Source organism: Amycolatopsis sp. NPDC051373, assembly GCF_040689465.1.
Lineage (GTDB): Bacteria > Actinomycetota > Actinomycetes > Mycobacteriales > Pseudonocardiaceae > Amycolatopsis.
The window spans coordinates 24990-32922 of sequence record NZ_JBFBAE010000050.1 but is presented as its reverse complement, the minus strand read 5'-3'; the positions used below and the strand labels follow the sequence as shown (position 1 = coordinate 32922).

Genomic DNA, 7933 nt, shown 5'->3' with positions numbered 1-7933 from the left:
CCTCGGATGACACTCGGCTGGGACAGCCCCGCCGAACGCATGACACAGTTACTCACCGTCTAGCAGCAGTGTTGCAACCACCGCTAGAAACCGCCTCCCCAAGGGGGGCGTCCCCATCCCAGTCTACCGGCGGGGGTCGGCGAAAACTGTGGTCGAGGCCGCGGGAGGCCGAGTTGTCCACAGGGGAGTCGAGTTGTGGATAAGTCGGGGGTTCAGGCGGAGGTGGCGGAGGGGCCGGGCGTCGGCGGCACTAACCTGGGGGGCGTGAACAGCAGCAACAGCAGCACGGAACCCCCCCGCTTCGAGCCGGTCTCCGATGCCGACCGGGAGATCATCAAGGAGCAGCTCCGGCGGCCGCCGCGTGCGTTGCGGGCCGTGGCGGCGCGGTGTCCGAGCGGGCACCCGTCGGTGGTGCAGACGAGCCCGCGGCTCGAGAACGGCACCCCGTTCCCCACGCTCTACTACTTGACGTGCCCGCGGCTGACGTCGCTCGTCGGCACGCTGGAGGCGTCCGGCGTGATGAAGGAGATGACCGCGCGGCTCGAGACCGACCCGGAGCTCGCCGCGGCGTACCTGCGCACGCACGAGACCTACCTGGCCGAGCGCGACGCCATCGAGTCCCTCGGCACGCAGGTCACCGCCGGCGGCATGCCGGGGCGCGTGAAGTGCCTCCACGTCCACCTCGCCCACACCCTCGCCGCAGGCCCGGGCGTCAACCCCTTCGGCGACGAGACCCTCGCCTGGCTCCACACCCAGGGCTGGCCCTCGGGCGAGTGCGCCGCTGCCGAAGAGGAGTAACGCGCCCGTCTCGTGTGCAGATAGTCCAGACAGGCGGGCAGTTACTGCATCTGTGGGTTCCCGTTCGGGTGACCCGCCGCCAAGCTGAGTACGGAATCTTCACACGACGTAGGCAACCATCGGGCTCATCACCGGGTGACCCCGAGGAGGGTTCGGACCATGCGGGCGCCACGCGGACTCGGGCACATCGCCCGAAAGCTCCGCAATGGAACCCACGGCGACGCCCCTCGCGATGAGGCTTCGGCCGCAGTCGAGGCGAGCGATGGGGACGGTCGCGGCCACGACCTCGGCGAGGAATCTTCCATGACAGAGACCGCCGGCCAGGGCTCGACCGAGCCGGCCGCCGGCAAGGCTCCGGCCGACGAGATCACGGGCCAGGCCGACAGTTCGGCCGAGGAAGCCCAGTCAGAGCTGGGCGCTGCCGAACACGCCGCGATCGCAGACGTGGACGATGAAGAACCACCGGGTGACGAGGGCCGCGAAGACGCCGTAGACGCAGTCGCGCGCACCCTGCGCGAGGCGAATGGCCCGGACGACGCCGCCGACAACAACGAGCACCCGGCAGATCACGAAGGTGCGCCGGGCCCGGGGAACGCCGCCGAGGCCGAAGATCTGGCTCGGATCGCTGGACGCGAATCGGATGTGCCAGGCGATGACGCCCCAGAGGGCAGCGCCCAAGCCGGAACGGCCGAACTTAAGACGGCAGACGAGGCCGAGGCGCAAGAGCCTTGGACCGAAGCCGCCGAAGATGCCGCCGCAGCAGCCGACGAAGCTGAAGTGCGAGTCGAAGCCGCTGAGGCTGTGCGAGCCGACGAAGGGCAAGGAAGTCAGGCCGAGGCGGGTGAAGGTGGCGCGGCTGAAGCCGAAGCGCGCGGTGAAGCTGCGGCCCAGGCTGAAGGAGTTGGGGCTGAGAGCGCTGGGGAGGGCGGAGCGGCCCAGGCTGAAGCGGGCGAGATTGACGAAGCGCACACCGAGGTAGCCGGCGGAACCGAGGTCGTGACGCCCGGCGCCGAGCCAGAAGTGCAGGTCGGTGTGGCTCAGACCGGAGCAGGCGAAGTCGGCGAAGCAGCCGAAGCCGGTGGAGAAGACGGAGCCGGAGCCGCTGCCGAAGTAAGCGAAGCGGGCGAAGCAGAAGCAGCTGAGGCCGAGGCCGAGGCTGAAGAAGGCCAAGACAGACCCCGCCGCTGGTCACGGCCGGATCAAGCCCCACCGAGGCGCAGCCCGAGAGCGCTGCGGATCGCGACGAGGAAAGCCCGGTACCGCGGCCGAAAGGTCACCGCAAAGCACCGGAACGCGTTCTCCGTCTCCGTCGGGATCCTGGCGGTCGTGCCGGCGATCGCCGCAACGCTGGCCATCGGGGCGTGGACGGCCGGCCTGCCGACGGCCCACACCAAGGACGTAGCCCTCGAGCAGGGTTACGACCCCCAGAACCCCCAGGTGGAAAAGGTCGCCGTCGACGGCAGCCTGCCCGACTCCCCCGTCCCGCTGCCGTTGCCCGCGTACGAGCTGCCCAACGGGCTCCTTGGGATCCCGACCACCGCCTTGGCCGCGTATCACAACGCGGCCGACATCCTGGCCCACGAGCAGCCGAACTGCCACATCGACTGGGCGCTGGTCGCCAGCATCGGGCGAATCGAGTCCAACCACGCGCGGGGTGGGTACGTCGACGCGGCGGGCACGGCGCTCGAGCCGATCCTCGGCCCGGAGCTCAACGGGACCGGGCCCTTCGCGGCGATCCCGGACACCGACGGCGGCGTGCTGGACCACGACACCGTCTGGGATCGCGCGGTGGGGCCGGCGCAGTTCATCCCCGCGACCTGGCGCGAGTACGCGTCCGACGGGAACGGCGACGGCACCGCCGACCCGGAGAACCTGTTCGACGCCTCGCTCGCCACGGCGCGCTACCTGTGCTCCGGCGGCCTGGACGTCGCGAACCCGGACCAGCTGCGCACGGCGATCTACCGCTACAACAACTCCGACGTCTACGTGAACACCGTCATCCTCTGGGCCGAGGCTTACCGCAACGGCGTCGCACCGCTGCCGGACAGTCAGATTCCCGTCGGGGCACCCAATGCGGGCGTGAACCCGCCGCCGCCGGCTGTGCCGCCGCCACCCGTGTCGAGTGCGCCGCCGAGCGGGCCGCCGCAGATGTCGTTGCCGCCGAGTGGAAGCACAAGCAGCAGCACGTCGACGGACACCGCCACCACCACCAGCACCACGCCGACCTGCGAAACCAGCACGACGGCCGACAGCACGCCGGTGACCACACCAGACAGCCCGAGCAGCAGCCCCAGCAGCGGCCCGAGTCTTCCCCCGTGCGGTGAGCCCAGCTCGACGGCGCCCGGGGACAGCAACTCCGCACCAGCGAGCCCAACAGGCGACTCCCCGTCCCCCTGACCTGCACCCAGTAAGGTCGACGCCATGCCTCGTGTAGCCGCGATCGACTGTGGGACCAACTCCATCCGCCTGCTCGTCGCCGAGCTGACGCCGCGCCACGACGGCACGGTGGACCTGCGCGACCTGCACCGCGAGATGCGCATCGTGCGCCTCGGCCAGGGCGTCGACGCCACCGGGCGCCTGGCTCCGGAAGCGCTGGAGCGGACGCGAAAAGCCCTCGCCGACTACACGATCGCGGCGCGGCGCAAGGGCGTCGAAAAAATAAGGATGGTCGCCACCTCCGCCACGAGGGACGCCAGCAATCGCGACGAGTTCTTCGCCATGACGCGCGAGACGCTCGGCGTCGAGGCCGAAGTGATCAGCGGCGACGAGGAAGCGCGGCTGTCCTTCACCGGCGCGGTCGGGGAGCAGGACCCGGACGACGGTCCCTTCTTGGTCGTCGACGTCGGCGGCGGCTCGACCGAGCTCGTCCTCGGCACGTGGGACGGGCAGCGCGCCGAGGTGCTCGCGGCCAAGTCCGTGGACATCGGCTGCGTCCGCATCACCGAGCGCGACCTCAAGGGTGATCCGCCCACCGACGAAGAAATCGCCCGGGCGAAAATCACCGCCGAGACCATCCTCACCGAGGCCTTCGACGTCGTCGACGTGGCCAAGGCCAAAACCTGGATCGGGGTCGCCGGCACGGTGACCACGTTGTCAGCGGTCGCCCAGGAGCTGCCCGAGTACGACTCCGAGCGAACGCACCTGTCGAAGCTCTCCCACGCCGAGATCGACCGCCTCGCGACGAGCCTGCTGGCGGCCGACCGGGCCACCCGCGCGGCCAACCCCGTGATCCATCCGGGCAGGGTGGACGTGATCGGCGGGGGTGCGGTGATCGTGCAGGTGCTGGCCGAGCAGCTCGCGAAACGCGGTGGTCCGGACCAGCTGATCGTGAGCGAACACGACATCCTCGACGGAATCGCGCTGTCCCTCGCCTGAGCGGAGCAGCGCGGACACACGCGGTGATCAACAAGACCTTGGTCGTGCTCTGCCCGGGTGAGCGACAAGGTTGTCACTCTTTTGCAACCGAGCGATCTGGTTACAAACCGCCAATAGCCCGATAACCTCCATCTCACTTTTCGGGAACATGAGATGGAGGGGAACGATGCGGCGTTCACGCAGGCTCTGGGGAGCCGCCGCGGTGGTGACAACCTTGTCATTGGTCCTGGCCGCGTGTGGTGGTGGCTCCAGCAGTAGCGGGTCGTCCGGCGAGGTGGATCCCAACGGGACCTTCACCGTCTACGGCACCGAGCCGCAGAACACGCTGATCCCCACGAACACCAACGAGCTGGGTGGCTCGAAGGCCGTCGACGCGATGTTCGCCGAGCTGGTCGCGTTCAAGGGTGACAACGCGCAGCCCTACAACCAGATGGCCGAGTCGATCACCACGACCGACTCCAAGGTCTTCGACATCAAGATCAAGCAGGGCTGGAAGTTCCACGACGGCACCGAGGTCAAGGCGAAGAACTTCGTCGACGCCTGGAACTACGGCGCCTACTCGCCCAACGGCCAGATCAACAGCACGTTCTTCGAGAACATCCAGGGCTACGACGACGTCCACCCGGCCGACGACAACGCCAAGCCGACCACGGACAAGATGTCCGGCCTGGTCGTGAAGGGCGACTACGAGTTCCAGGTGACGCTGAAGGCGCCGTTCTCGGTCTTCGCCACCAAGATCGGCTACACGGCCTTCGCGCCGCTGCCCGACGTGTTCTTCAAGGACCCCAAGGCTTTCGCGCAGCACCCGATCGGCAACGGCCCGATGAAGTTCGTCAGCCGCACGCCGAACGTCGACATCAAGCTGACGCGCAACGACGACTACAAGGGCCAGGACAAGGTCAAGTTCAAGGACCTGGACATCAAGATCTACGCGAGCCAGGAAACCGCGTACCAGGACCTGCTGAGCAACAAGCTCGACTTCATCGAGACGCTCCCACCCAGTGCCCTGGCCGGCAGCAAGTACAAGACCGACCTCAAGGACAACCTGGTCGTCGGTCACCTGCTCGGCATCAGCACCATCGCCGTGCCGTACTACGTGCCCGGCTACGACAACCTCGACCTGCGCAAGGCCATCTCCATGGCGATCGACCGCGCGCAGATCACCAAGACCGTCATGAACGACACCTACGTGCCGGCCGACGGCTACGTCTCGCAGGGCATCGAGGGCTACCGCCCGGCCGTGTGCGAGTTCTGCAAGTTCGACCCGACGGCGGCCAAGGCGGCGTTCGCGAAGTCCGGCTTCAAGGGCAAGCTCACCATCGCCTCCAACGCCGACGGTGGCCGCAAGGAGCCGCTGGTGGCCGCGTGCAACAGCATCAAGAACGTGCTCGGCGTCGAGTGCGACTTCGTGCCGGCCACGGACTTCGGCCAGTGGCGCAGCATCGTGACGGGCCACAAGCTGACCGGCATGGGCCGTTCGGACTGGTCGGCCGACTACCCGTCGATCGAGGACTTCCTGAACCCGATCTACCGCTCGGGTGCCTCGTCGAACGACTCGGTCTACTCCAACCCGGCCGTCGACCAGCTCCTGGAGCAGGCCGACTCCACGCCGGACAAGGACGCCGCGATCAAGATCTACCAGCAGGCCGAGGACGCCATCGCCAAGGACCTGCCCTCGATCCCGGTCTGGGACGAGAAGGGTGTGGCCGCGAAGTCCAAGCACACCAAGACCGTGACGCTCGACTTCCGCCGCCGCGCCGACTACTCGTCGGTCGAGGTCACCAAGTGACGCGCTGAGAAGACGTCCCACCACCAAGGCCGCCGCGGACCGTCTCAAAAGGACGGTCTGCGGCTCGCCCGGCGCGCACTCCTAGGAACTGACGCATGATTCGCTACGTCCTGCGACGCCTGCTCCAGCTGATCCCGGTGTTCTTCGGAACGACCTTCCTGATCTACGTGCTGGTGTGGGCCGTCCCGGGTGATCCCTTCTCCGGCAAGTGCGGTCAGACGGCCTGCCCCCAGGCCTACGTCGACCTGATGACCGAGAAGTTCCACCTGAACGACAACCTGATCCTCCAGTACCTCAAGTACCTCGGCAGCCTGTTCACGGGCGACTGGGGCGAGACCTTCAACGGCACCTCCGTCGGCGAGCTGATCGCCACCTCCTACCCGATCACGCTGCGCCTGGCGCTCGTCGCGGTGCTCATCGAGGCCGTGATCGGCCTGACCGCAGGTGTGCTGACCGGCTTGCGCGGCAAGGGTTTCCTCGACAACCTCGTGCTCGTCTCGACCACGTTCCTCATCTCGCTGCCGGTGTTCGTGACCGCGATCGTGCTGCAGCTCGTGCTGGGCACCGAGCTCGGCATCATCGACACGAGCGTGTCGGACAACCCGGGCTTCGGTGAGCTGATCGTGCCCGGCATCGCGCTGGGCAGCCTCTCGATGGCCTACGTCGCGCGGCTCACGAGAACGTCGATCGCGGAGAACCGCCACGCCGACTACATCCGCACGGCCATCGCGAAGGGCCAGCCCAACAGCCGCGTGGTCGGCGTGCACCTGCTGCGCAACTCGGTGATCCCGGTGCTGACGTTCCTCGGCACCGACCTGGGTGCGCTGATGGGCGGCGCGATCGTGACCGAGGGCGTGTTCAACATCAACGGCCTCGGCGGGCTCATCTTCCGCGGCATCCAGAACCGCGAGAGCGCCACCGTCGTGGGCGTCGTGGTGCTGCTCGTGCTCGTGTACCTGCTGATGAGCCTGATCGTGGACCTGCTCTACGCCGTTCTCGACCCGAGGATCCGCTATGACTGACCCCAACCTCGTCGGAGGCACGGCTGTCGACGCGGCGGAGCTGTCGCGCATCGACGACTCCGCGACCGAGACGAAGAAGCCCCGCAGCCTGTGGGGCGACGCCTGGCGCCAGCTGCGCCGCAAGCCGGCGTTCGTGATCTCCGCGGTGATCATCGTGTTCATCGTGCTCATCGCGGTCGCGCCGGGCCTGTTCACGCACGTCGACCCCGGGGTCGGCGACCTGACGAAGGCCAACCAGGGCCCGTCGGCCGACGCCTGGTTCGGCTACGACAACCAGGGTTACGACGTCTACGCCCGCACGATCTACGGCGCCCGCGCGTCGCTGCTGGTCGGCGTGTTCGCAACGATCCTGACCGTGGTCTTCGGCTCGCTCGTCGGCATCCTCGCGGGCTACTACGGCCGCCTGATCGACAGCCTGCTCTCGCGGCTCGGCGACATCTTCGCCGGCCTGCCGTTCGTGCTCGGCGCGATCGTCATCCTCACGACGTTCAACGCGCCCGGCTCCAACCCCGGCGCCGTGACGATCATCGTGCAGGTGGTCTGCTCCATCGCGGTGCTCACCTGGCCGGTCGCCATGCGCATCATGCGCTCGGCGACGCTGGTCGCGAAGCAGCTCGACTACGTGAAGGCCGCTCGTGCGCTCGGCGCCAGCACGCCGCGCATCGTGTTCCGGCACCTGCTGCCCAACACGCTCGCGCCGGTGCTGGTCTACGCCACCATCGCGCTCGGCGCGGCCATCGGCGCCGAGGCGACGCTCGCGTACCTCGGCATCGGCGTGCGGCCGCCGGTGATCTCGTGGGGCGTGATGATCAGCGACTCGCGCGACTACTTCCGGGCCGACCCGCACATGCTCTTGTTCCCCGGTGCGTTCGTCACCATCACCGTGCTCGCGTTCGTGATGCTCGGTGACGGGATCCGTGACGCGCTCGACCCGAAGTCGAGGTAGCGG

7 protein-coding genes are annotated in these 7933 nt (G+C 68.1%); 6 read left to right on the top strand and 1 reads right to left on the bottom strand.

Annotated elements, in window-relative coordinates; all coding sequences use genetic code 11:
- Positions 1-264: 264 nt before the first annotated feature.
- Positions 265-798 carry a DUF501 domain-containing protein gene (locus tag AB0383_RS48600; protein WP_364172591.1) on the top strand — a complete coding sequence of 178 codons (534 nt, stop codon included), beginning with the start codon at positions 265-267 and terminating at the stop codon, positions 796-798.
- Between the two features lie 405 nt (positions 799-1203).
- On the opposite strand, the gene AB0383_RS48595 is transcribed toward AB0383_RS48600, so the two are convergent.
- Positions 1204-1968, bottom strand: a complete 765-nt coding sequence (locus tag AB0383_RS48595) for a hypothetical protein (RefSeq protein WP_366191383.1) — start codon at positions 1966-1968, stop codon at positions 1204-1206.
- 156 nt (positions 1969-2124) lie between these two features.
- On the opposite strand from AB0383_RS48595, the gene AB0383_RS48590 reads away from it, so the two are divergent.
- The 5 genes from AB0383_RS48590 to AB0383_RS48570 all read left to right on the top strand — a co-directional run bounded on the left by AB0383_RS48590 (position 2125) and on the right by AB0383_RS48570 (position 7930).
- Positions 2125-3195 carry a lytic murein transglycosylase gene (locus AB0383_RS48590; protein WP_366191381.1) on the top strand — a complete coding sequence of 357 codons (1071 nt, stop codon included), beginning with the start codon at positions 2125-2127 and terminating at the stop codon, positions 3193-3195.
- Between the two features lie 24 nt (positions 3196-3219).
- Positions 3220-4173: a Ppx/GppA phosphatase family protein gene (locus AB0383_RS48585; RefSeq protein WP_366191379.1), complete on the top strand. Its 954-nt coding sequence runs from the start codon at positions 3220-3222 to the stop codon at positions 4171-4173.
- Positions 4174-4339: 166 nt separating this feature from the next.
- Positions 4340-5962 (top strand): ABC transporter substrate-binding protein, encoded by a 1623-nt coding sequence (locus AB0383_RS48580; protein ID WP_364172580.1) that lies wholly within the window; start codon positions 4340-4342, stop codon positions 5960-5962.
- A gap of 95 nt (positions 5963-6057) precedes the next feature.
- Positions 6058-6984, top strand: a complete 927-nt coding sequence (locus AB0383_RS48575) for an ABC transporter permease (protein WP_220244268.1) — start codon at positions 6058-6060, stop codon at positions 6982-6984.
- Complete coding sequence (locus AB0383_RS48570) at positions 6977-7930, top strand: ABC transporter permease (protein WP_366191376.1); 954 nt, start codon at positions 6977-6979, stop codon at positions 7928-7930. Before AB0383_RS48575 ends, AB0383_RS48570 begins: the two co-directional genes overlap by 8 nt.
- Positions 7931-7933: the final 3 nt, after the last annotated feature.

What these genes read in the sequence shown, in the direction of transcription:
- AB0383_RS48585 (WP_366191379.1), top strand. Translation starts at nt 3,220, where the DNA reads ATGCCTCGTGTAGCCGCGATCGACTGTGGGACCAACTCCATCCGCCTG.
- AB0383_RS48580 (WP_364172580.1), top strand. Translation starts at nt 4,340, where the DNA reads ATGCGGCGTTCACGCAGGCTCTGGGGAGCCGCCGCGGTGGTGACAACC.
- AB0383_RS48570 (WP_366191376.1), top strand. Translation starts at nt 6,977, where the DNA reads ATGACTGACCCCAACCTCGTCGGAGGCACGGCTGTCGACGCGGCGGAG.
- AB0383_RS48575 (WP_220244268.1), top strand. Translation starts at nt 6,058, where the DNA reads ATGATTCGCTACGTCCTGCGACGCCTGCTCCAGCTGATCCCGGTGTTC.